The organism is Streptosporangium sp. NPDC002721, assembly GCF_042888905.1.
In the GTDB taxonomy this organism is placed as follows: Bacteria; Actinomycetota; Actinomycetes; order Streptosporangiales; family Streptosporangiaceae; genus Streptosporangium.
Genome location: NZ_JBIAQI010000013.1, coordinates 118,882 through 142,299, shown reverse-complemented (window position 1 = coordinate 142,299; position 23,418 = coordinate 118,882). Strand labels below are relative to the sequence as shown.

18 protein-coding genes are annotated in these 23,418 nt (G+C 70.2%); 8 read left to right on the top strand and 10 right to left on the bottom strand.

Translation table 11 applies throughout. From position 1 onward, the window contains the following. Positions 1 to 18: 18 nt before the first annotated feature. The 3 genes from ACFYWM_RS20185 to ACFYWM_RS20175 form a co-directional block, all read right to left on the bottom strand. Positions 19 to 1,107 (bottom strand): glycosyltransferase, encoded by a 1,089-nt coding sequence (locus tag ACFYWM_RS20185; protein WP_389916782.1) that lies wholly within the window; start codon positions 1,105 to 1,107, stop codon positions 19 to 21. A gap of 19 nt (positions 1,108 to 1,126) precedes the next feature. Then, positions 1,127 to 2,392 carry a nucleotide sugar dehydrogenase gene (locus ACFYWM_RS20180; protein ID WP_389916781.1) on the bottom strand — a complete coding sequence of 422 codons (1,266 nt, stop codon included), beginning with the start codon at positions 2,390 to 2,392 and terminating at the stop codon, positions 1,127 to 1,129. 129 nt (positions 2,393 to 2,521) lie between these two features. Beyond that, complete coding sequence (locus tag ACFYWM_RS20175; RefSeq protein WP_389916779.1) at positions 2,522 to 4,456, bottom strand: glycosyltransferase; 1,935 nt, start codon at positions 4,454 to 4,456, stop codon at positions 2,522 to 2,524. A 338-nt stretch (positions 4,457 to 4,794) separates the two neighbouring features. Between ACFYWM_RS20175 and wecB the strand changes: the two genes are divergently transcribed. From wecB to ACFYWM_RS20160, 3 genes are all read left to right on the top strand, one after another. Further along, positions 4,795 to 5,964 carry a non-hydrolyzing UDP-N-acetylglucosamine 2-epimerase gene (wecB, locus tag ACFYWM_RS20170; protein WP_389916777.1) on the top strand — a complete coding sequence of 390 codons (1,170 nt, stop codon included), beginning with the start codon at positions 4,795 to 4,797 and terminating at the stop codon, positions 5,962 to 5,964. A gap of 63 nt (positions 5,965 to 6,027) precedes the next feature. Then, positions 6,028 to 8,085: a glycosyltransferase gene (locus ACFYWM_RS20165; RefSeq protein WP_389916775.1), complete on the top strand. Its 2,058-nt coding sequence runs from the start codon at positions 6,028 to 6,030 to the stop codon at positions 8,083 to 8,085. A 638-nt stretch (positions 8,086 to 8,723) separates the two neighbouring features. After that, entirely contained in the window at positions 8,724 to 9,965 is a 1,242-nt protein-coding gene (locus ACFYWM_RS20160; protein WP_389916773.1) for a DUF418 domain-containing protein, read from the top strand. Here the strand turns inward: ACFYWM_RS20160 and ACFYWM_RS20155 are convergent. After that, a complete protein-coding gene (locus ACFYWM_RS20155) occupies positions 9,962 to 10,471 on the bottom strand; it encodes an ATP-binding protein (RefSeq protein ID WP_389916771.1) in 510 nt (169 codons plus the stop codon). The two genes, ACFYWM_RS20160 and ACFYWM_RS20155, sit on opposite strands and share 4 nt — an antisense overlap. 229 nt (positions 10,472 to 10,700) lie before the next feature. On the opposite strand from ACFYWM_RS20155, the gene ACFYWM_RS20150 reads away from it, so the two are divergent. From ACFYWM_RS20150 to ACFYWM_RS20135, 4 genes are all read left to right on the top strand, one after another. Then, positions 10,701 to 11,513, top strand: coding sequence for a GntR family transcriptional regulator (locus ACFYWM_RS20150; protein ID WP_389916769.1), 813 nt, complete (start codon positions 10,701 to 10,703; stop codon positions 11,511 to 11,513). Between the two features lie 49 nt (positions 11,514 to 11,562). Next, positions 11,563 to 12,225: a PP2C family protein-serine/threonine phosphatase gene (locus tag ACFYWM_RS20145; RefSeq protein WP_389916767.1), complete on the top strand. Its 663-nt coding sequence runs from the start codon at positions 11,563 to 11,565 to the stop codon at positions 12,223 to 12,225. Positions 12,226 to 12,274: 49 nt separating this feature from the next. Beyond that, positions 12,275 to 12,823, top strand: coding sequence for an ATP-binding protein (locus tag ACFYWM_RS20140; protein ID WP_389916765.1), 549 nt, complete (start codon positions 12,275 to 12,277; stop codon positions 12,821 to 12,823). Positions 12,824 to 12,916: 93 nt separating this feature from the next. Beyond that, positions 12,917 to 13,387, top strand: a complete 471-nt coding sequence (locus ACFYWM_RS20135) for a hypothetical protein (RefSeq protein WP_389916763.1) — start codon at positions 12,917 to 12,919, stop codon at positions 13,385 to 13,387. Between the two features lie 448 nt (positions 13,388 to 13,835). Here the strand turns inward: ACFYWM_RS20135 and ACFYWM_RS20130 are convergent, their stop codons facing one another. Both ACFYWM_RS20130 and ACFYWM_RS20125 read right to left on the bottom strand, forming a co-directional pair. Beyond that, on the bottom strand, positions 13,836 to 15,854 hold the full coding sequence (locus ACFYWM_RS20130; RefSeq protein WP_389916761.1) for an alpha/beta fold hydrolase: 2,019 nt from the start codon (positions 15,852 to 15,854) through the stop codon (positions 13,836 to 13,838). Between the two features lie 110 nt (positions 15,855 to 15,964). Further along, positions 15,965 to 17,134, bottom strand: a complete 1,170-nt coding sequence (locus ACFYWM_RS20125; protein ID WP_389916759.1) for an ROK family protein — start codon at positions 17,132 to 17,134, stop codon at positions 15,965 to 15,967. Positions 17,135 to 17,280: 146 nt separating this feature from the next. Between ACFYWM_RS20125 and ACFYWM_RS20120 the strand changes: the two genes are divergently transcribed. Then, positions 17,281 to 20,574: a glycoside hydrolase family 97 catalytic domain-containing protein gene (locus ACFYWM_RS20120; protein WP_389916757.1), complete on the top strand. Its 3,294-nt coding sequence runs from the start codon at positions 17,281 to 17,283 to the stop codon at positions 20,572 to 20,574. Between the two features lie 127 nt (positions 20,575 to 20,701). Here the strand turns inward: ACFYWM_RS20120 and ACFYWM_RS20115 are convergent, their stop codons facing one another. The 4 genes from ACFYWM_RS20115 to ACFYWM_RS20100 form a co-directional block, all read right to left on the bottom strand. After that, entirely contained in the window at positions 20,702 to 21,292 is a 591-nt protein-coding gene (locus ACFYWM_RS20115; protein WP_389916755.1) for a dihydrofolate reductase family protein, read from the bottom strand. A gap of 59 nt (positions 21,293 to 21,351) precedes the next feature. Beyond that, a complete protein-coding gene (locus ACFYWM_RS20110) occupies positions 21,352 to 22,089 on the bottom strand; it encodes an SRPBCC domain-containing protein (protein ID WP_389916753.1) in 738 nt (245 codons plus the stop codon). Further along, entirely contained in the window at positions 22,086 to 22,799 is a 714-nt protein-coding gene (locus ACFYWM_RS20105; RefSeq protein WP_389916751.1) for a helix-turn-helix domain-containing protein, read from the bottom strand. The genes ACFYWM_RS20110 and ACFYWM_RS20105 overlap by 4 nt, the downstream gene beginning before the upstream one ends. Positions 22,800 to 23,024: 225 nt before the next feature. Then, positions 23,025 to 23,297, bottom strand: coding sequence for a GlsB/YeaQ/YmgE family stress response membrane protein (locus ACFYWM_RS20100; protein ID WP_389916749.1), 273 nt, complete (start codon positions 23,295 to 23,297; stop codon positions 23,025 to 23,027). Positions 23,298 to 23,418: the final 121 nt, after the last annotated feature.

The following is a 23,418-nucleotide window of genomic DNA, read 5'->3' as shown; positions in this document are numbered from 1 at the left end:
GCCCCTCCGTACCGGAGATCAGCTCTTGACGCCCGCCCACGCCTCCAGCTGCGAGACGAAACGGCGGGCCGAATTGGGCCAGTGGTGGTTCGCACGAGCCGCCGCATACCCTCGGGCGCCCCGGCCATACCGCTCCCTGGCGTCGTCTCTCAGGAAGAGCACCGCCTGGGCCACGGCCTTGGGATCCTGCCAGGGCACGACGATTCCGCTGTCGTAGCGCTCGACCAGCTCCACCGCGCGGGGCGAGGGCGTGGTGATCACCGGGATGCCGTGCGCCATGTACTCCACGATCTTCGTGGGCATGGAGTGCCGGTAGTTGGGCTCGTCGTGCAGCAGGGAGAGCCCCGCCAGCGCGCCGTCGAGCCGCTTGAGCGCCTCGTCGTTCGGCATGAAGTCGCGCCACTCCAGCACGCCCTCCGCGACCGCCTCGTTCAGCGCCGGCCGCGACTGCGGGTCGGCGTAGCCGATCAGCTCGACCGCCACCCGGTACGGCTGGAGCAGCCGGCCCACCTCGATGGCCTCGCGCACCCCGCGCGCCCCCGACAGCCAGCCGAGGTAGACGACGCGATCGTCACCCGGCGGGGTCACCTCGTCGGGCACCCAGGTCTCGTTGGGCACCACCAGGTGGGCCTGGCGGAACCTTCCGGCGTAGGCGGTCTCGGCGAGCAGCAGGTGCAGGTGCCGCTCGGCCGTGCCTTCGAGCAGGCGGGCCAGGAACCGCACCGGCGGACGCAGGAACGCGGGCAGCCAGGGCTTCAGCGACAGCGTCGCCGGGGTGTCCTCGTGGACGTCCCAGACCACCGGGGGCCGCTTGCGCATGCCCACGACCGCGAGCAGCAGCTCCGGGTCGTGGATGACCACGAGGTCGACCTGCCCGCGCATGCGCTTGAACACCTTGCGCGCGGCGCGCACGGCGGCGAACCGCTTGCGCTCCGCGGCGCGGGGGAGGTCGACGCCGTTCACCCAGGAGCGGGCCATCACGCCCCGCGCCGTGTACGGGGCCGCATACGTGACCTCATGACCGGCGTCCACGAGCGCGCGGATCTGCCGGTGCAGGATCCGGGCGTCCTCGGGGTGATGCACCACCGTCATGACGAGCACGTGCACTGCGCGCAGCCCTCCGTCGCTAGAGCCGCTCGACGCGTTCACCCTCGGCGAGCACGCCTCGGGTGTCGAGCACGAGCTTGCCTTGGTCCTCGACAATCGACAGGTCGAAGGCGGCGTGCTGCTGCAGCAGCAGCGTCACGTCGGCCTCGGCCACCGCCTTGGCGAGGTCTTCCTCACGCGGCACGTCGACGTCGTCGACGCGCCATTCCTTGACGTACGGGTCGGCGAAGACGAGCTCCGCACCCAGTTCCAGCAGCGCCCGCGCGACCGGCAGGGCCGGGGTCTCGCGCTCGTCGGCGATGTCGGGCTTGTACGTGACACCGAGCAGCAGCACCCTGGCGCCGTTGACGGCCTTGCGCTGCCGGTTGAGCAGGCGCTGCACGCGGGCGACCACGTACGACGGCATCCGCTCGTTGATCTCCTGGGCCAGCTCGACGAAGCGGAACGGGTAGCCCAGCTTGCGAACCGTGTAGGAGAGGTAGGACGGGTCGACGGGGATGCAGTGCCCGCCGACGCCCGGCCCGGGAAGGAACTTCTGGAACCCGAACGGCTTGGTGGCCGCGGCCTCGATCGACTCCCAGAGGTCGACACCGAGCTCGTCGCAGAAGATCGCCATCTCGTTGACGAGGGCGATGTTGACGTGGCGGTAGGTGTTCTCCAGGAGCTTGGCCATCTCGGCCTCGCGGGTGCCGCTGACTGGCACGACCTGCTCGATGAACTGCGAGTAGAACCCGACGGCGCGGTCCTTGCAGGCCGGGGTGTAGCCGCCGACGACCTTCGGGGTGTTGCGCAGGCCGTACTTGGGGTTGCCCGGGTCGATGCGCTCGGGCGAGAAGGCGAGGTGGAAGTCGGTGCCCGCGGTGAGGCCCGAGCCCTTCTCCAGGATGGGCCTGGCGACCTCGTCGGTGGTGCCGGGCCAGGTGGTGGACTCCAGGACCACCAGCGAGCCCGCGCGCAGGTTGCGGGCGACGGTGCCGGTGGCACCCTCGACCGCCGACAGGTCGGGGCGGTGGTCGTCGTCCAGCGGGGTCGGCACGCAGATGACGATGGTCCGGCTGTCGGCCAGGACGGACTCGTCCAGCGTGGCGGTGAAGCCCCCCGCCAGCATGTGCTCTAGGTCGGCGTCGGTCAGGTCGTCGATGTAGGACGAGCCCGCGTTGAGGGCCTCGACCTTCGCGGAGTCGACCTCGAAGCCGACAACCCGCAGACCAGCGGCCGTGGCCTCCTTGGCCAGGGGCATGCCGACGTAGCCCAGACCGATGATGGCCAGGTCGTAGGCAGTCACTGGATGACCTTGGAACGCCGGAAACAACACTTCATGGTCGCAAAGGCTATCTCAAGTCCGAACGAGCTACGCCTAATGCGATTGAACGCATCGCAAACGGCTGGGATCTCCGTTACCAACACGAGACCATCAACCAGCAATCGATCGGTAAATATCACGGTAAGTCTCCGCGATGCGGCTCCACGTACGCTTCGCCGCCACCTCGGCCCGTCCCGCCTCACCCATCTCGGCCCTTCGCCCCGGATCGTCACGCAGCCCGGCGATCGCCTTGGCCAGTGCCTCGGGGTCTCCGGCGGGCACCAGGAGCCCGGCTCCCTCGGAGCCCACGAGCTCGGAGAGGGCGGGCAGGTCGCTCAGCACGACCGGCTTGCCCAGAGCCATCGCCTCGACGGGTTTCAATGGTGTAACGAGTCGGCATACGCGCAGGTCCTCGCGGGGGCAGACGAAGATGTCGATCGCCGCCTGCGCCTGCAGCGCCTCGTCGGGACCGACCCGTCCCGGCAGGATCGCGACGTCGCCCAGGCCCAGCTCCTCGACCTGTTCCAGCAGCGCCGCCCGCTCCACGCCGTCGCCGACGAGCAGCACCCTGACCGGGGCGCCCTCGTCCCGCAGCAGCGCGGCTGCGTTGATCATGGTGGCGAAGCCCTCGTAGGCCACGATGCTCGACACCGAGCCCATCACGATCTCGCCGGGCTCGATGCCGTACGCGGCGCGGAAGGCCGCGCCGTCGTACTCGGCGGTGAGCAGCGAGTCGTCCACCGCGTTCGGCGCGAGATAGATCTTCTCCCTCGGCACCCCGCGTTCGACGATCTCGGTGGCCATGGTCTCCGCGAGGGTGACCACGGCGTCGGCGGAGCGCATGATGAACGCCTCGCGGTCGCGCTGGAGCACGTGCCGCTGGCTGCCGATGCGCTTGGGGTCTCGGGAGGCCCAGGTCTCCTCCAGGAAGCCCCGCACCTCGTAGACCATCGGCGTGCCGGTGCGCTCGCGCACCGCGAGCGCCACCGAGCCGTTGCGATGGTCGGTCGCGGCGTGCAGCACCTGCGGGCGCAGCGTCCTGACCAGCTCGGTCACCTCTCCGGCGCCGCGGATCATCCGCCCCTGGCTCTCGAACGGCACCTCGCCGCTCGGGATCAGCCGGTGGTACGGGATGCCGTCGATCTCCTCGTACGGCGTCGCGTCGGCGTGCCCCTGCATCATCGGCCAGCCCCAGCTGGTCACGACGTGCGGGTCGAGCCCGGCGGCCTTCTGCGAGGTGACGATGCGGTGCGTGCGGACGGTGTACCCGGCCTGCGTGTACGGCAGCGCGTTGGTCACGCAGTGCAGCACCCGGCCGGGGAACCGCTCGCCCACGATCACCTTGGCCTTGGGCGGGATCGGGTTCGGCTGGATCGCGGCCAGCTCACCGGCGTAGTAGGCGTGCCGGCGCTTGATGAAGGGATAGCGCGTGTGGCCCTGCAGCACCGCGGCGGCCTCGCTCATCCGGCCGGAGTCGAAGTGCTCCTTCGCCTCGCTCCACGGGCCCTTCACCAGGCGCATGCCGAGCTTGCGTACGACGATCTTGGCGCGGCGCGCGACGGGCCAGGCGAACCGGCCCACGACGGGACGGACGCTCGGCGGGAGCGTCTCGGCCGCCGCCTGCGCCACGCGCACCGGGTCGGACTTCACCTTGGTCACGACGACGCGGGAGACGATGACCGGGTGCTGGACGAAGCCCTTGATGAGCCCGCGCAGTCCGGCTCGGGCCGACTTCGCGGCCACCGGGGTCGTCGCGGGGCCCGGGCTGTCGGGGGACGTGCCGGGGGACGTGCCGGGGGAGGTCGGCGCCGGCAGTGACGCGGGGACCTTCTCCTCGTCCTCGTCCGAGGGCCTCGCCGGGACCGTGGGCATGTCGGAGACCGGGGCCTCGTCCTTGGGCGTGTCCTGGTCGTTGACCGTGTCCGGGTTCTTGGGCGCGTCCGGAGTCGTGTCCGCGTCCGGAGTCGTGTCCGCGTCCGGAGTCGTGTCCGCGACCGGGGGTGTCTCCGCGCTCGGCGGGGGCGGTGGCTCCGTGGGCGTGTCCACGGCGGGATCCGCCACGACCGGGGTCGTCTCCTCCTGGACAGAAGGTGTCTCCGGCGTCGGAGGTGTCTCGGACCGTTCCGGACCCGGGGTCGTCACCGGCTCCGCGACTGCGGGGGCCTCACCGGCCGGAGGCGTCGCCGAAGCGGAGGTCTCGACGGCGGAGGTCTCGACAAGCGGGGGCGTCACCGAAACCGGTGCCGAGGATGTCGCCGGACCCGGGGGCTTCGCCGGAACCTTCGCTGGAACCGAGGGGGAGTCTGGCCTGTTGGCATCGGATACCACGCCGTGACCGTACCATAGGCAACGTTTGCCCCACTGCCGCATGAAAGGCGAGGTCAATGAGGGACTTTGCCCGTCCGGGCGCTGCTCAGGGCCCCGATAATCCCCTCGTCCTGCACGTGCTCGGCGCGCGCCCCAACTTCGTGAAGGCCGCGCCCGTGGTGCGCGCCCTCACCGAACTCGGGGTGCGACAGGGCATCGTCCACACCGGTCAGCACTACGACGCGCTCATGTCGGACGTCTTCTTCGCCGACCTCGGTCTCCCCGAGCCGATCGCCAACCTCGGCGTCGGTTCCGGCTCGCACGCCCGCCAGACGGCGGCCCTGCTCGTCGGCCTGGAGGACGTGGTGCTCGAACACCGTCCCACCCTGGTCGTCGTGTACGGCGACGTGAACTCGACGCTGGCCGCGATCCTGGTCTGCGCCAAGCTCCACGTGCCGACCGCGCACGTGGAGGCGGGCCTGCGTTCCTTCGACCGGGAGATGCCCGAGGAGGTGAACCGGATCGTCACCGACGGCCTGTCCGACATCCTCTTCGCCACCTCGCCGGACGCGCTCTCCCACCTGGCCGCCGAGGGCGTCGACCCGGCCCGGGTGCACCTCGTCGGCAACCCGATGATCGACAGTCTGTTCTCCGCGCTCGACCACCTCGACCCGGCCCCGGTGCGCTCCCGGCTCGGCCTGCCCGAGCGGTACGCGGTGGCCACCCTGCACCGTCCCGGCAACGTCGACGACCCGGCCTCCGCCAAGGAGCTGGTCGACGCCGTGCTGTCGGTGAGCGAGCGCCTCCCGGTCGTGGTGCCGCTGCACCCGCGCGGCCGGACCCGCCTGGCGGAGGCCGGACTGGTGAACGGCGAGAACCTTCTCATCGTCGACCCGCTGGGCTACGTGGAGTTCCTGTCCCTGGTGCGCGGCGCGACGCTGGTCGTCACCGACTCCGGCGGCGTGCAGGAGGAGACGACCATGCTGGGCGTCCCCTGCCTCACGGTGCGGCCCAACACCGAGCGGCCGATCACCATCACGCACGGGACCAACCGGCTCGTCACCCCCGCGCAGCTGGCCGCCGCCGCCGACCGGGCGCTGGCGGACGGCGCGGCGACTCCGTCGGGCGAGCTGCCCCCGCTCTGGGACGGCAAGGCCGGTCCCCGGATCGCCAGGGTGATCGAGAACTGGCTGCACGGCGGCAACCTCTCACCGGCGGGGCAATCGGTATCGCCCAAATCCCTTTAAAACGACTATTTCGGTACGGCTATGGTCGTACGCTGGCACGACCCCTGACAAAGGCGATTCCCCATGAGCGATGAGACCCCAGAAGAGCCGAAGTTCCAGCGTCTCGGGCCGATCAACTGGCTGCCCGAGGAGCGCAAGGTCGTCGAGCGTCTCGAGGAGCGCGTCCAGGATCTGGAGCGGCGGCTCGCCATCGCCGAGGCGCGTGCGGACTACGCGCAGTGGAAGCTGGAGTCGACCAAGGTGCAGCGCCCCTACCGGGTGGCCGAGGCACTGACGTCGGCCAAGGGGCCGGGGGTCACCGCGCTGCCGGGCAAACTGCGCTCGGCGATGCAGGCCCGCAAGGGGCCGAAGCCGCCGCGTCCGGTGGCCGAGGTGGTCGAGGAGCTCAAGCACCAGGGGCCCGTGGTCGACGTGCCGCAGGTCAAGTGGCCGGCCGGTCCGATCGTGCGCCCGGACATGAAGGTCGCGGTCATCCTGGACGACTTCTCCCGGATGGCGTTCAAGTACGAGTGGGACCAGATCGAGTTCGGGCTCCGCGACTGGCCGGAGATCTTCGCCGAGCGCCGTCCCGAGATGCTGTTCGCGGAGTCGGCCTGGCACGGCAACCAGGGGCGCTGGCGCTACCAGATGACCGGCACGAACGCCCCCAAGCCGGAGCTGCGCGCCCTGATCGACTGGTGCCGCGCCGAGGGGATCCCCACGGTCTTCTGGAACAAGGAGGACCCGCCGAACTTCGACTTCTTCATCGACACGGCCAAGCTGTTCGACTACGTCTTCACCTGCGACGGCGACATGGTCCCCCGCTACCGCGAGGTGCTGGGCCACGACCGGGTCGACGTCCTGCAGTTCGCCGCGCAGCCCCGGGTGCACAACCCCATCCAGGAGAAGCGCGGGCGCGTGAACGACGTCGTCTTCGCGGGCATGTACTTCCGGGACAAGCACCCCGAGCGCCGCGAGCAGATGGAAACCGTCATCGCCCCGATCCGCGAGCTCGGGCTGCACATCTTCGCCCGCAACGGCACCGTGGACCCCAAGTACGCCTGGCCGAAGGAGTACGTCCCGCACATCGTGGGCGAGCTCCCGTACGACCAGATGCTGGCCGCGTACAAGATGTACAAGGTCTTCCTCAACGTGAACTCGGTGCTCGACTCGCCGACCATGTGCGCGCGCCGCGTCTTCGAGCTGTCGGCCTGCTCGACGTCGGTGGTCTCCGGCTGGTCCCGTGCCATCGAGGAGACCTTCGGGTCGCTGATCCCGATCGCCCGCGACGAGCTGGAGTCGTACAACCAGGTCCTGCACCTGATCAACAGCCCCGAGCTGCGCGCCCGCCAGGGGCACCTGGCCATGCGCGAGGTCTTCGACAAGCACCTGTTCTCGCACCGCGTGGACCAGATCCTGGGACTCCTCGGCAAGCCGACGCAGCAGCGGACCCGGTCGATCTCGGTGGTCCTGCCCACCAACCGCGCCTCCCAGATCGAGCACGCGATCTCCTCGGTGGCCCGGCAGATCCACCGGCCGGTGCAGCTCGTCATGGTCCTGCACGGCCTCGACATCGACCCCGTCGTCGTCGCCGACAAGGCCCGGATGGCCGGGATCACCGACGTGGTGGTCCTGCCCGCCGACGCGTCGCTGTCGCTGGGCGCCTGTCTCAACATGGGTATCGCCGCCGCCGAGGGCGAGCTGATCGCCAAGATGGACGACGACAACCTGTACGGCGAGCACTACCTGTCGGACCTGGCCCGCGCCTTCGACTACTCCGACGCCGAGCTGGTGGGCAAGGGCGCGCACTACGCCTACTTCGAGGGCAGCAACACCACCATGCTGCGCCTGCCCGGCCTTGAGCACCGGTACGCCTTCCTCGTGCAGGGCGGCACCTTCCTCGGCAAGGCCGACATGTTCCGCCACTACGGCTTCGAGGACATCACGCGCGGCGAGGACACCCACCTGGTCCGGCGCCTCAAGGAAGACCGCGTCAAGATCTACTCCGCCGACCGCTTCAACTTCGTCTACTGGCGCAGCGGCGACAAGTCCATGCACACCTGGCAGGCCGACGACATCAAGCTCACCCGCAACGCCCAGTTCTCCTTCGCGGGGCATCCCGAAGCGCACGTCATGATCTGACGTTGATGGGGCGGTTCCCGAAGGTTTTTGGTGGAGCGGTTCCCGCAGGTTTTCCCGAGGCATGGACACGGCGGCTGCTCTGCCAGGCGCGTGTCGGTTTTCGTCACCTTCCCGGCAGATCAGGCGGGTTCGCGCTCCGGTGGGTGGGTGCTCCGGGCGGCCGTCGTTGGTGACCGTCCTGTGTGTCAGGCCTCCGGCCTGGCGGGCGCGCTGGTTACGGATTTTTATAAGCCGCCCGGAACACCCACCCACCTCCGCGCACGGCTCGTCCCGCCGTACGCCATGCGGACCGTAGCTGCTTTGCGACGGACCGCCCATCGGACTCTGTGACGCTGAAGCAATCCGTACGGCGACGTTCATGGCCTGGCGCCGTAGCTGAAGCGCCCGTGCGGGAAGGAGCGCAGGGACGCTCGCCGTAACTCGCTCGCCGTACGGGGCCATGGGGTTCTCCGAGGAGTGCGCCTGCCGTCCGGGAGCGTCCGCTCTTGCAAATCAGGTCCCCCATACCGCCCGCTGTCGTATCGTAACGGCGAGTGATCGGACGATTACCGATGTCCTGATGCTCGCTCGCCTCCGGCGAGTCCCTTGCCGACGAGTTCACGGCCCGCCCGCCTCCACGACAGGAGATCCGTTCTCTCATGGCGACCACCGGCGCCTCGGTCCGCGGTCCGGTCCGGGCCGGCGAGCGCGCGCTCGCGCCCGATCTCGCCCGCGGCTTCATGCTGTTGCTCATCGCCGTGGCGAACACCCCCTGGTACCTGTGGGGCCGGGAACTCCGGGCCACCACGATCCACCCGCCCGGGGGCTCGGCGCTGGACCGGATCACCCAGGTGGTCGCCATCGTCGGGGTGGACTTCCGGGTCTATCCGATGTTCGCGTTCCTGTTCGGCTACGGGATGGTGCAGCTTCTGTCGCGCCAGCGGGCCGCCGGGCACACGGAGCCTGCCGTACGGGCACTGCTGCGCCGCCGCAGCCTGTGGCTGCTCCTGTTCGGATTCGCGCACGCGGCGTTGCTCTGGCAGGGGGACATCCTCGGCGCGTACGGACTGGCGGGGCTCCTCCTGTCTGGGTTGTTCCTGCGTCGGAAGGAGCGCACGCTGCTCGTCTGGGCCGCGATCGGTATGGGCGTCCTCGCGCTGGCTACCCTGCTCAGCGTCGTGGCGGCCTGCTTCGCCACGAACGCGTCTCCCGGAATCCTCGGTTACCTGCCTTTCGGGGCGGCGAGCAGCGCCGAGAGCGGTCCGTTCGCCGCTGCGCTGGGGCGCCTGGCCTTCTGGCCGATGGTCGTGGTCGGCCAGGGCCTGCTGGGGCTCGTGCTGCCCGTCGCGATCGTCCTCGGTTTCTGGGCGGCCCGGCGGCGGATCCTGGAACAGCCGGGCGAGCACCTGCCGTTGCTGCGCCGCGTCGCCGTCACAGGCATCGCCGTCGGCTGGCTGGGCGGGCTGCCGCACGCGGCGGCGGTCATGGGGGTGCTGAGGATCCCCGAGGAGTCGATGTTCGTCTTCGAGGTGTCCCAGACGGCCACCGGCCTGCCCGCCGGGCTGGGCTACGCGGCGGTGTTCGGACTGGCCGGGCACCGGCTCGGACGCCGGCGACGGCCCGGCCCGGTGGCCACGGCGGTGGCCGCGACGGGCAGGCGATCGCTGTCGGCCTACCTCGCCCAGTCGCTGCTCTGCGCCCCGGTGCTGGCCGCATGGGGTCTCGGGGCCGGAGCCCACCTGCACAGCGCCTCCGTGGCCGGCTACGCGATCGGCGTCTGGCTGATCACCGTGGCCGCGGCCTACGCCCTGGAGCGTCGCGGCAGCCGGGGGCCCGCCGAGGCGCTCCTGCGCCGCCTGACATACCGGACCCATCCCGGAGGAAAACCGGTAGCGGGCTAGGGAACCGATCCCGCCACGTGGAACCAGACGGCGGTGCCCGCCTCGGTGTCGTGGTGGACACCCCATCGGGCCGACATCGCTTCCACCAGGAGCAGGCCGCGCCCGCCGTCGCTGTCGAGCCCGGCCGCGCGGACGAACGGCAGACTGGTCGCCGAACCGTCGTCGATCACCTCGGCGTGCACCATGCCACCGCCCAGGCCCAGGCAGACGGTCACCGATCCCGTGGGGGTGTGTCCGGAGTCAGAGTGGACGACGGAGTTGGTCACGACCTCGCTGAGCAGCAGCACCACGTCGTCGAGGGCGGTGGCGGCGACTCTCCCGTTCAGAAGGTGCCGTGCCCAGATGCGTACGGTCGCGACCGAGCAGGGAGTTGCCGAGAACTCGGCATGGCCCAGCGGGTGCAGCACGGCCCAGCGCTCCGAGGCCGTCCGCTGCCGCTCGTACCGGCAGATGGTTTGGTGGTACGCGTTGACCGGCTCGAACGTTGTTGAACCACCGTCACGCATGGGTTGGACCTCCATCCGATCGAAGACCCGTCCCGGTGTCGTGGACGAGCCCGTCTTGTGAGATGCGCAGGAGGGGTTTGGCGCGCGCCGCCGTACGGCCGCTGATCATGTCGGCTCGTCGGGGTGAACCAGCTCTTCTGGGGGAAATAGTCTTGGGACTATAGTCAGCCCACGTCGATCCTCTGTCAATTATCCCAAGACAATTTCTGATGGAAGGAAGAGTCGTGTGATGGCCGTGCACTCGCGTTACCTTGATCTCGCCGCCCAGATCCGGACACGGATCGAGGACGGCGAGTGGGAGCCCGGAGCCAAGCTCCCGCGTCTGGACGACTTCGCGTCGCAGTACGGCGCGAACCGGGACACGATCGGCCGTGCGATCGGAGTGCTGGAATCGGAGGGCTTCGTCTGGGCGGTGCAGGGGCGAGGGATCATCGTCCGGCACGGCATGATGCGGCTGCGCAGACCTCGCGGGAACCTGGTGAAACGGAACGTCGCCACCGACGGTCCCGGCTACTCCTTCCCGTCGGCCTCCGCCCAGGAAGTCTGGAAGCACCACATCCCGCCGACCGCGTCCGTCGAGCCCCTGACCGACCCGCGAATCGCGAAACTGCTGGGCGTTCTGGCCGGTAGTCCGGTGATGCGCCGGTTCCGGGTCACCGGTCCCGAGTCGGAACCACCGTTCCAGATCAACATCTCGTGGATCCATCCGCGTGGTGTCACCGACGCGCCCGAGGTCGACGCCCAGGCTCCCGGTCCGGGTGACTGGCTGTATCAGCTGGAGAGGGCCGGTCACTGGCCCATCAGCTGGATGGAGATCCACAGGGCACGGATGCCGACCAAGGACGAGGCCGGTCTGCTGGAGATCCCCACCAGCCTGCCCGTACTGGAGATCGTGCGCGTAGGCACCTCGGGAGGCGATGGCCGGCCCATCGAGGTGACCGAGTACGTCGTCGCCAGTGACCGCGTCGAGACCGTGCACGTCCTGCACCGCGACGAATCCGCGAAAGCCCCGTGGTCCGACGACGCCGAGACGGGCGGGTGAAGAAATGTCCTTCACCGTTGAAGCCGCCGCCCGCACTCACATCGGGCTCGTGCGCCGGCGTAACGAGGACGCCGTCTACTCGGGCCGTTACCTGTTCGCCGTCGCCGACGGTCTCGGCGGTCACACCTCCGGCGACGTCGCCAGCGCCACCGTCATCGAAACCTTACGACCTGACGATCGACAGGTCGATCCTGCGGACCTGCCCGCTGTACTGGGGCAGGCGGTCTACGCGGCCAACCATGCCTTGCGTCGCAGGATCGAAACCGAATCCGAACGGGCGGGCATGGGCACCACGCTGGTGGCGATGCTGTGGTCGGGGACGACGGCCGTCCTGGCGAACGTGGGCGACTCCCGCGCCTACCTGCTGCGCGCGTCGGAGATCGTTCAAATCACCGAGGACCACACCTACGGGAACCTGGTGGCCGACGCCGACAGCGTGCCTAACCTGTCCGGGCGCATCTCCCGTTTCCTCGACGGCCGGGCCGACGGCCGCTCCCCCGACCTCACCACCCGGGAACTCCGTCCCGGCGACCGGCTGCTGCTGTGCTCGGACGGGCTGAGCTCGGCCGTTCCCGGTGACCTCATCCGAGACACCCTGCGCTCGTCGGATGATCCGGAGGAAGTGGCCGACCGCCTCATCACACTGGCCATCGACCACGGCGGCCCCGACAACATCACCGCGATCGTCATCGACGTGCGAAACACTCTCTGACCGTTCAGATGCTCTCGCCATACGTACCAAGGATCAAGGAGAGCGAACCGTGAAGCGGTACATCCTCACGGGCACTCCCGGTGCCGGGAAGACGTCGATTCTGCGGGTTCTGGAAACTCATGGGTACGGCGTCGTCGACAAGGCGGCGACCGCGGTCATCGCGCTGGGGCAGGCGCGGGGAGAGGCCGAGCCGTGGTCGCGGCCGTCCTTCATCGAGGACATCGTCGCCCTGCAGCGACAGCGGCAGACACGGGCATCCGGCGTCGCCGCGAACATCCAGGTCTACGACCGCTCGCCGATCTGCACCCACGCACTCAGCACCTATCTGGGACGCCCGATCCCCGCGTCGCTGTCCGCCGAGATCGACCGGATCACGCGCGAGCGGATTTACGAGCGCCAGGTGTTCTTCGTCCGCAACCTCGGGTTCTGCGAGCCCACCGCCGCCCGGCGGATAAGTTTCGAGGATTCGCTGGAGTTCGAGCGCGTGCACGAGGAGAGCTATCGCGCGTTCGGCTACGAGCTCGTCGACGTCCCGGCCGGGAGCCTGGCCGATCGGGTGGCCATGATCAGGGAATCGATCTCGCGACTCACCGCGTGAAATCCGTGCGCGTCCTTCCTGTCAGCTGACGATCGTATGCCGCTCCTTCCCTGTTCACCGGCTTCAGAACGTGTTCTGACTTACGATGGCACGGTGAGCACCAGCAACGCCGACGCCGTCACCTTCTCGGACCTGTCGAGAAACCCCCGGGCCGTCGCCGAACGCGCCGCGCGCCTCGGTCGAGTACGCGTCACCCACCGCGATGCCCCGGACTTCTACCTGACCGCCGCCGACCGTGAGGATCAGCGCGGGGAGACGCTGGCCACGGCATCTCGCCTGTTCCTCGCCCTCATCAAACACGATCCGACCGCCCGCGCGCTGGTCATCGCCATGCCCGAGGTCTTCCCCTGGGTCCGCCACCTCACCTCCTCCGAACTGCGTGCCTTCACCCTCGAACTGGTGGAGGCGCTCTCCGATGCCGCGGAACTGGATGTCGATGTCACCGCCCAGGAGGTCATCGCAGGCTGGCGGGCGACCGCCCGGATCAAGGCCGATCCCGCCCGCTACTCCCAGGCCCGTAAAGCCACACGCGGCGACTTCGGGCCGGTGGAGGTTTCGGCGTGAGTCCGAAGCGTGGTGACCGGGTCACGGTCCCGCCTCCGGATGACGAATGGGATATCCGGTTCGGTACCAGTGACGCGGTCAAGGGGTGGGAGGAGTTGTGCCGTCACGCCCTGGGCAACACACGCCGTTGTTTCGAGGCGCTCCGCGCAGATCCACGCTCACGGACGGATCATGAGCGTCAACATCACTTACGCGGCGACCTCGCGACTCATCGTCACAATGGTCAGGATCTGGAGCAGTGGGAGTTCGAGGTCACCAGCGGCGGACGCGTCCGCTACGTCATCGATGACGCTACTCACACTGTCTGGGTCGTCTATGCCTCACCTCGTCACCCGAAAGACACCGACGCTTGAGCCTGACGGCGACGCTCGTCCAGGATCTACGCCAGGTCGGCCGTCCCGGAGCGGGCCGGCAGCGCTTGCGGGACCGGGAGCTTTTCGGCGAACGATCAGCCGGGCTTCAGGGCAGGAAGTCGTGGGTCAGCCTTCCGACGTGTAGGAGAGCGGTCGTCTATGACGTCGAGGGTGAGGAGGGCGAGGTTGGCGGCGAGGGCGGCGGCGATGATCGCGGTCGCCGCGCCGGAGAGGCCGTCGGCGGCGGAGAATCCCAGCCAGGCTCCGGCGAGTGCAGTGGCCGGTGCGGCGACCAGGGCCCGGCGCCGGTGCCGGGAGGTCCGGTCGCGGCGGGTCCAGGCGCAGTAGGCGCCGTAACCGATGGCGGCACCGATAGGCGGTACGGCGACGAGCGGGTCACCGAGGTAGGTCGCCGGCCACAGGATCGACACGCTCAGCACGCCCAGGGACCAGCCGCCGAGGCCGAGGGGAACCGGGGTCAGGACGCGCAGCCAGACGCCGGTTCCGGGCCCGAAGCCACCGTGGCGGCGTACCCGGCGGGTCATCCCGGCGAGCAGGGCTACGGCGGCCAGCGCGAGGCCGGTCAGGACGCCCGCGAGGATCTTGGCGATGTTCGGCATGCTGAGGGCGCCGACCTCGAAGTCGACCTTGTGGGTGGTGTATCCGGAGGTGTCGACCCGGCCGTGGTCGAAGAAGGCGGTCAGCAGCCGCCGGTTGGCCTCGGGCCGGTAGCGCCAGAAGTCGGTGGTGTGCCCGAGTTCGGCCAGGATCACCTGGTGGCCGTTGGACAGTGCGGGCAGCAGTTTCCCGGTGGCGAGTTCGGCGGGTGTGGTGAAGTCGACGGTGCCGCTGATCAGGAGCGTCTCGACGTCGGTCGGGCGCGCCCGCTGGTACTGGCGGGTGTCGGGGCCGGACGGCCACGCCCTGGTGAGGCCACCGCCGGCCCACAGCAGATCCGCGCCGGCGTTGCCGAGGATCGAGCCCGGGTCGCCCCCTGCGGCGTAGTAGTGGTCGACCGGCGCGGCGTCGATCATGGTGGTCGCGGCGGACTCCCCCCAGACGAAGGACGTCGGGATGGTCAGGTCGGCGAGAAGGGAGATGGCCCAGAGCCCGCTGGGATCGCCGTCGGCGGCGGCCAGCCAGGCGTCGAGCATCGCGGGCGCGTTGAGCGGTGCGGCGAAGCGTGTGGAGTTGACCAGTCCCATCAGCGTCGCGGCGCGGACGTTGCCGCTTTTGACGGCCAGGGGTCCCCACCGGCCGGGCAGGTGGGCCGCGGTCGCCCTCATGGAGGCGGCGAGGTCTTCGGTGCGTGCGGCGCACGCGTGGTCCTGGGCGCACAGCCGGGCGTATCGGGCGAGTTGCTCGTCGGTGACGGCGGGGTCCCAGAGGAAGTGGCCGGGCGGGTTCACGCCGGTCATCACCGACCGGTGGATGGACTTCGGGTGGCGCCAGGCGTAGATCATGGCGGTGCGGGTTCCGACGCTCTGGCTGATCAGGTTGATCCGCCGGTAGCCCAGGGCGTTGCGGACGGCCTCCAGGTCCTCGACGCGCTGGGGCAGCGAGTAGCCGTCGAGGTCGGTGCCGTCCTCGGTCAGGCGTCCGGCACAGTCGGCGTAGGCCCGGGAGGTACGGCGCGTCGTGTCGGGTCCGGCCAGGTCGGCGGAGTACCGCATCGCCGTGGTCACCTCGGGACAGTCGAGGACGACGGAACCGTCGACGCCGCGGTAGCCGACCAGGACGATGTCGTGCCGCGCGGAGAGGCGGCCGGCCTCCTTGAAGGTCATGTTCGTCTGGCCGGGCCCGCCCCCGAGACGGAAGATCGGCTCGGCCGGGTCGGGGCCGGTGGCCCGGACGCGCTTCACGGGCAGCGTGATCGGCCGGGAGCCGGGAACGTCGTGGTTCTCGGGGACGGTCAGGGTGCCGCAGTCCGCCGGGAGGGCGCCGGTCTCGGTCTCGTACGTGCAGGGGGTCAGGGTCAGTGCGCCGACCTTGGCCGCGGGAGGCGCCGCCGGTGCCGTCGTGTCCCGTACGCCCAGGTAGCCGAGAGCGAGAGCGGTGAGGATCATGGCCGCCAGGGCGATGATCCTGGCGGGGGTCAATCCCGAGGTGTCCATGCCGACCTCTCCTGTTGTCAGGAGCGAGTCTGGCGCGAACGGGCCGGCGGTTCGCTGACGCCTGCCGGTGTATCGGAGGTGAGGCCGGCCCTACCCCACATATACGCCGTCTACCGGGCCGGGGCGGCCTCGGCTGTCGTGGCGGCGAGGGTGAGGGCGCCTATGAGGGCGGCGCGGGGGCCGAGGGTGGAGGAGCGGATCTGGACGCGGTCGCTGATCGCGGGCTGGGCGAAGCGGCGCAGGGATTCGCGGACTCCCTCCAGGAGGGGTTCCCCCGCGGTCGCGAGCTCGCCGCCGATGATGATCATCGCGGGGTCCAGGGCGTTGCACAGGTCGGACAGGACCCGTCCCAGCTGGCGTCCCGCGTCGGTGACGATGCGGGCCACGACCGGGTTGTGGACCAGGGCGTCCAGGAACAGGTCGTCGGGCCGTTCGGAGGGCGGCAGGCCCGCCGCGATGAGCTGTCTCCACACCTCGGCGATCGACACCACCGATTCGAGGCAGCCGCGCTGCCCGCAGCGGCACTGCGTCCCGCCCTCCTGGACCAGCGTGTGGCCGATCTCCCCCGACGCCCCGTACGCCCCGGCGTATCGTCTGCCCGCGAGGATCAGGCCGGCCCCGATGCCGTGGGAGGCCTTGACGTAGACCAGATCGGAGACGTTCCGCCCGGCCCCGTGCGTGTGCTCGGCCAGCGCGGCGAGCTCCGCGTCGTTCGCGATCACCACCTCGCCGCCGAGCCGGGCGACCAGCTCCTGCCGGGGGCGGATCCCGGCCCAGCCGGCGAGGATCGTGGCCGACTGGATCTTGCCGGTCGCCTGGTTGATCGGTCCCGGGATCCCCGCCACGGTCCGCCGTACCGAACCGGCCGGGACCCTCGCCCGGTCCAGCAGGTCGATGACCAGGACCGCCGCCCGGTCGAGCGCGTTGCTCGCCGAGGCGTCCACGTCGAGGGTCACCCTCCCCTCGGCGACGATCTCCTGCGCGGTCGAGGCGAGTGCCACCGAGACGTGCCTGTGCCCGAAGTCGATTCCGACGAGGTATCCCGGAAGGCGGCGCGGCGACAGCCGTGACGACGGCCTGCCGCGCCCCGCGTGGTCGGCGGCCTCGTGCTCCTGCACCATTTCGTTGGCCAGCAGATCCCGGACGATCCCCGCCACCGTGCTCGGCGCGAGGCCGGTCCGGCGGCTCAGCTCCTGGCGGGTCGCGGGGAAGGACTGGTTCAGCGCGTCGAGGATCGCGCGCCTGCTGCGCTCGATCCGCTGGTTCGATGTGGTGGGCACCGGCCGAGCGTACCCAATTCGGCTGTTTAACGCACTAATTAAATCGTATTAAGGGTGTTGACCAGAGTCTTTTATGGCCTCTACCGTCACGGAACATGTCACGGAGTCTTTTCCGTCACATCACCACCCCGTTAGAAGAGGCGTGCATGGAACGTAACAAGGCCGCGCGGAGAAGAAGATGGGCAGGACTGCTCTCGATGACGGCGGCCGTCGTGGTCTCCGGAGGGATCACGGCGGTGCCGGCGCTGGCCGAGGAACCCACGCCCGCCTCCAGTGCCCTCGCCGAGGTCGCAGGGGAGGGCGCCCAGGTCGTCGAGTCGCCGGACCGTGACCTGCGGGTCACGGTCGACGTCGTCGACGGGCGTCTCACCTACGGCGTGACGAAGCGCGGCAAGGTGCTCGTCGGCGCGTCCGGGCTCGGCGTGGACCTCGCGGGACGCCCCAGCCTCACGCAGGGCATGACCGTCGAGTCCGTCGAACGGCGCACGATCGACGAGACGTGGAAGCCGGTCTGGGGGACGTCGAGCAAGGTCAGGAACCACGCGAGCGAGCTCACCGTCCACGCGGTCCAGGCGGGTACGGGGTTCAAGCTCGACCTGATCTTCCGGGTCTTCGACGACGGGGTCGGCTTCCGCTACCACTTCCCCGCCCAGCCCGGCCTGGACGCCTACACCGTGACCGCCGAGCAGACGGAGTTCGCCCTCGACCCGGCCGCGCGGAGCTGGTCGATCCCCGCGGGCAGGACCTGGGCCGCCGACGAGCAGCACTACCGCGACCTGCCCCTGTCGGGCGTCGCCACCGCCCAGACCCCCATCACCGCCTCCCCCGCCGCCGACTCCTACGTGGTGGTGCACGAGGCCGACCTGACCGACTACCCCAGCATGACGCTGAAGGCGGTCCCGGGACGGCCCGGCCGGTTCTCCAGTGACCTGATCGCCCTCCCCGACGGCACCAGGGCGAAGCTGAACGGCGCCTTCTCCACGCCCTGGCGCACCCTCACCGTGGGCGAGCGCCCCGGCGACCTGGGCGAGTCGCACCTGATCGAGAACCTCAACGACCCGTGCGCGATCTGCGACGACACGTCCTGGATCAAGCCCGCGACGTACGTGGGCGTCTGGTGGGAGCTGCAGCGCAGGCACACCACCTGGAACTCCGGGCCCAAGCACGGCGCGACCACCGCGCGGGTCAAGCGGTACATCGACCTGGCCAAGGAGGCGGGCGCGAAGTTCGTGCTCGCCGAGGGCTGGAACACCAACTCCGGCGGCAGCTGGGCGAACCAGGACTTCCTCACCCCGCAGGCCGACTTCGACCTCCCCGAGGTCCTCCGCTACGCCGCCGACAACGGCGTCGGGTACATCGCGCACAACGAGACCCGGGGCGACATCGACTACTACGACCAGCACCTGGAGGAGATCTTCTCCAGGTACGAAGAGCTCGGCATCCACGCGATCAAGACCGGCTACGCCACGAAGTTCCTGCTCGGCGGCGTCAACCGCAGCCACTACGACCAGGAGGCCGTCCGCCACTACCAGCGGGTGATCGACGCGGCGGCCCGGCACCGCATCACGGTCAACGCCCACGAGGCGATCAAGCCCACCGGCCTGGCGCGCACCTACCCGAACATGATGTCGGGCGAGGGCATCGCGGGCATGGAGCAGCAGAACTACATGGGCTCCAACGGCAACCCGCCCGCGCAGGCCACGATCCTCCCCTTCACCCGGTTCATGGGAGGGCCCGCCGACTACACGCCCGGCGTCCTGAACGTCACGTGGGACCCGGCCAAGCTCAACACCCGCGTCCAGACCACCTCGGCCGCGCAGCTCGCGCTGTACCCGACGTTCTTCAGCCCGCTGCAGATGCTCGCCGACACCCCCGAGAACTACGCGGCCCACCCCGGCTTCGCCTACCTCAAGGACATGCCCGCCACCTGGGACGAGACCCGCGTCCTGGACAGCGTCATCGGCGACCACACCACGACCGCCCGGCGCAACGGGGACACCTGGTACCTCGGCGCGATCACCGACGAGAACGACCGGACCCTCCAGGTGCCGCTCTCGTTCCTCCCCAACGGCACCTTCGTGGCGGAGACCTACGCCGACGCCCAGGAGACCACCTGGAAGGGCGACCCGCTCCCCGTCGAGATCCGCAAGACGCTGGTGAAATCGTCCACCCGGCTGTCGATGTCGCTGGTCGCCGCCGGTGGCCAGGCGGTCAGGATCAGGCCCGCGACCGCGGACGACCTCCGCGACCTCTCCTGGTACGCCACGCCCCGCGCCGGTCACGGCACCCCCGAGGCCGTGCTGGACCCGGCCACCCAGCGGCTCACCGTGAAGGCCCAGGTCACCAACTCCGGCAGCACCGTGGCGGGGTTCCAGACCCGGGTGTTCCTCGACGGCCGCGCCGTCGGTGACGCCCGGCTCGTCCGCGTCGCGGGCGGCGGGTCCCGGACCGTCGAGTGGACGCTGCCCGCCTCCGAGGTGCCCGACCAGGACTTCCGGGTCGCGGTCGGCGCGCCCACCGGCGAGCGCGGTGAGGCGGTGCGCGTGACGCAGACGCGTTCGCTGATCGACCTCGTCCGGGAGCTGCGGAAGTCCGGTGAGGTGACCTCGTCCGCGATGGCGCTCCTCCAGCCCGCGATCACCAGGTCCGAGGCCCTGCTCCGCCAGGGCGACCCGACCGGCCGCCTCCTGGCCCTCCAGGAAGTACGCCTCGCCCTCTACGGTCTCCCCCTCACCGAGGTGACCGCGCGGGCCCGTACCGCCGTCGACGACCTGCTCACCACGCGGCTCGGCACACCGGAGGCGCTCTTCTCCCTCGCCCTGAAGGTACGGCTGGCGACGGACACGGGCGCCCTCGACCCGGCGCTGTCCGGCAGGCTCGTCCCCGAGGTCAGCGCCGCGATCACCGCGGCGGTCGCCGGCGACCAGGCGGGGATGCGGGAGGCCCTCACCCGGTTCGCCACCCTGGTCGACGCCGGGCCGATCGCCCCGGACCTCGCGGCCGACCTGCTGTCGGTCAGCGGGCATCTCGCCACCGGCCCCCGCAGGCTCGAAGCGGAGTCCGCGCAGCTCGTCAGCGGCGCGTGCCTGCGCACCGAGCACGCCGGCTACACCGGCACCGGCTTCGTGGCCTGCCTGAAGACCAAGGACAGCGGCGTCCGCTTCAACGCCCCGGTCACCGCCGACGGCCTCTACACCGTCCGCCTGCGCTACGCCAACGCCATGGGCGCCGTCCAGACCATGACCCTCTCCAGCGGGACGCAGTCCCTCCAGCTCCGGCTGCCCACCCTGCCGACCTGGGCCACCTGGTCCGAGCAGCAGGTCGACCTCCGCATCACCAAGGCCACCCCGCTCACCTTCGTGTACGGCCCCAACGACAACGGCAACGTCAACCTCGACTCCATCACCCTCGACCCCAACCCCGGCGTCATCCGCCGGTAACCGGGATCACCGTCCCCGCCCGATCGGCCGATCGGGCGGGGACGGGCGTGGGCGGCACCAGGACCGTCACGCGCCTGTGAGGCGACGACCACACGTCGCCCTCCGGCCACCGGAAGGCCCCGGAGGCTCAGCCGGTCGTCCGGTAGGTGCAGACGTTCACGCCCGTGGCGCTGGTGACCGTGGAGACCAGCTCCAGCGTGCGCAGGCCGCCGTCGTCGGGGAAGATCGACTTTCCGCCGCCGAGGATCACCGGCATGACCATGAGCCGGAGCTCGTCGGCCAGGCCCTCGCCCAGGAGGGTGCGCGCGAGGGTGGGGCTCCCCATGACCACCAGGTCGCCGCCCTCGGTCTCGCGCAGTTTCCGGATGTGGGCGACGGCCTCGTCACCGGGGACGCGGGTGGTGTTGTTCCACGTCAGCTCGTCGTCGCCCAGCGTCCGGGACACGACGTACTTCGGGATGGCGTTCATCCGGTCGGCGAACGGGTCACCGGCCCGCCCGGGCCACGCCGAGGCCATGGTCTGCCAGGTGCGGCGCCCGAACAGCAGCGCCTCCGCCCCGGCCAGCGCGTTGTCGAAGGCGCCGCCGACCACCTCCGGGTCGAAGAACGGCGCCGACCAGCCGCCGTGGGCGAAGCCGCCGTCGGTGTCCTCCTGAGGTCCGCCCGGCGCCTGGACGACGCCGTCGAGGCTCATGAACTCGGTGATCAAAACGCGCATGGGAATCGCTCCTCGGTGCTCTGGGGGTGTGGGGTACCGGTCAGGGGCGGGGCAGCCGGTCAGCCGAAGTGCTCGGCCGTCCAGGCCTGCCACGCGGCCTGCTCGTCGCGGCCCGCGAAGTTCTGGTGGCCGAGCACGAGGGCGTCGCCGCGGCCGGTGCCGGAGTGGATGAACCGGTACAGGCCCTCGTCCGTCCGTACGCCCAGGTTGACGGGCAGGTTCGCGTAGTAGACGACCCCGGCGGAGCCGTCGGGGAGCCGGACGCCGTCGCCCTCGACGACGTCCGGGGTGACGCCCAGCGACTCCGTGACGATCTTCCAGACGGCGTCCGGGCCACCCGCTCCCGGCCGGAAGACCGAGGTGACCGACAGGGTGCGCGTACGGCCGGCGAAGTGGGCGAGATACTCCCGGAGGGTCTCCAGGTAGATGGGCCAGCCGGCCCTCATCGCCTCGAACTCGGTCTCCCAGTCGTCGCCGAGCATGCCGTGCTGCACGAGCCGCAGCACGGTCGTGCCGCCGTCGCGCCCCTCGACGAGAAACTCCATCGCCATGAACCGGCCGTCGGGGGCCTCCGCGCTCCGGGTCGCGAGGCGGGTGCCGGGCTCGTAGGCGGTGATCGTGGCCTGCTGGGTGTGGCCCATCATCGTGAGGTGGGCCGGACCTCCGGCGGACGTGCCGAGCTCGGTGCGCCCCATGAACCAGGAGTCGACTCCGGGCCCGGTCGCGATCGCGTCCCAGACCTGCTCGGGAGTGGCGTCGAGCTCGATCTCCTGGTTCAGCTCGAACGGGTGTGTCATCGGACTTCCTTCGTGTTCGGGGGGACGGTCGTACTCGGGGGGACGGTCGCGCTTGGAGAGACGTCCGCGCTCGGGGAGACGGCCGCGCTCGGCGGAACGGCCGCACTCGGGGGGACAGCCGCACTCGGGGAGACGGTCGTGCTCGGGTGGAGGGCGACGACGATCCGGTGGTCGCGGCCGTTCCGGGCCGATTCGTCGTGGTACTTGGACACCAGGGCCGTGACCGCTCCGGCGAGTTCCTGGGCGAACGCGGCCCGGTCGGCGGCCGAGGCGAAGCGCACCTCGCCGTCGATCGCGAAGGTCGCGACGCGCTTGCGCGCCCTGGCCGCGCCGGTGATGATCGCCCCGACGTCACGGACCAGCCGGGCCGCGACGGCCAGCAGCCAGCTCGCCGACAGCTGGTCGGGGGAGCGGGCCGGGTCGGGCTCGACCGACGCCAGCGCGGTCGGGGAGATCACGTAGGAGGCCGCGGTCGCGCGCATGATGCGCTCGTTGACGTTGCCCTTGCGCCGCTCCTCGATCATCTCGACGAGCCCGTGCGCCTCAAGCGTCTTCAGGTGGTAGTTGACCTTCTGCCGGGGCAGGCCGACCTTGGCGGCCAGCATGGTCGCGGAGCCGGGCTCGCTCAGCGCGGCCAGCAGCCGGGCCCGGATGGGGTCCAGCGAGGCCTCGGCGGCGGCCGGATTCTCGATCACGGCGATGTCCTGCATGACCACAGGCTATGACCGACAATTTTTATTGTCAAGGCAGTCTTATTTGCCGGTGGAGAGAGTCGAGCGCTCCGCCCCGCTCCTGCGAGCCGGGCGCCCCCGCCGGACACGGCAACGGCCCCGCCCCGGAAGGATCCGGGGCGGGGCCGTCGCAGGTGCCCGGGGTGGTGGTCTCCGGTTTCTCGGGGATCTCTCCCGTGGAAAACGGCCACCCAGGGTCACGGGCTAGCGGACGCCTCGCCTGCCGTACAGGCTCACCGCCAGGATGACGCCGACTGCGGCCAGGGCGATCTGGATGATCAGCTCGATCCAGTCGATACCGGACGTAGCGGAGACCCCCAGGGCTCCGGCGATCACGGTGCCGATGAGTGCGGCGACGATACCGATCACGATGGTCAGCCAGATCGGGATGCCCTGCTTGCCGGGCACGACGAGCCGACCCAGGGCACCGATGATGGCGCCGATAACGATGGCGGTAATGATGCCGGTGACTGTCATGTTCCACGCTCCCTGTCTGCTCAGCTGCCAGGCGTATGCCCTGGGAAAAAGGAACAACACATAACGGGGTGCCCCGAATTAGTGGCCGCGGGTCACGAGTCCGTCGCGCGGAGGTCTGAAG